Source organism: Cellulomonas sp. P4_A2, from assembly GCF_056402515.1.
In genome coordinates this window covers 1-483 of sequence record NZ_JBFUHG010000093.1, presented here as the reverse complement: position 1 = coordinate 483, position 483 = coordinate 1, and the positions used below count along the sequence as shown (strand labels likewise).

1 pseudogene is annotated in these 483 nt (G+C 73.3%); it reads left to right on the top strand.

The window, feature by feature from the left end:
* Positions 1–61 precede the first annotated feature (61 nt).
* Positions 62–483: pseudogene (locus AC1DUE_RS20250) on the top strand (hypothetical protein); the annotation flags it as partial.

The window sequence follows — 483 nt, the reverse complement described above, 5'->3', positions numbered from 1 at the left end:
GGCGGAGGCCGAGGCGCTCTCCAAGCGCCGCAGGCCGCGCAGGCCCTCCGTGCAGCCCGCGATGAACCGCACCATGGACGCGGTGGACGTCGCCGCGGCAGCAGCCGCAGCGCTCGACGGGGCAGTGCTCAACGGCATGCCGCCCTCGCCGATCGTCGCCGACCTCACCCAGGGCGTCACCGTCGAGCGGAACCGTGATCGGTCCGGCACCCCGGTGCCCGGCGCCCGCGAGGCGGAGCAGGCCCAGGGGGCGGGAAAGTCGGAGAGGAGTGCAGCGCTCTTCGATGGCGTACCCGATCTGACGAAGCCCGCTCCCGACCGCTCGCAGTCCCAGCCGCTTCCGGCCCGCGCCGAGCAGCTGCAGCTCTCCGGCGACATCACGTACGCGCTGCCCTCGCTCGACCTGCTGGAACGCGGCGGTCCGGGCAAGACCCGCAGCGCCGCCAACGACACGATCGTCGCCTCCCTGACGAACGTCTTCAC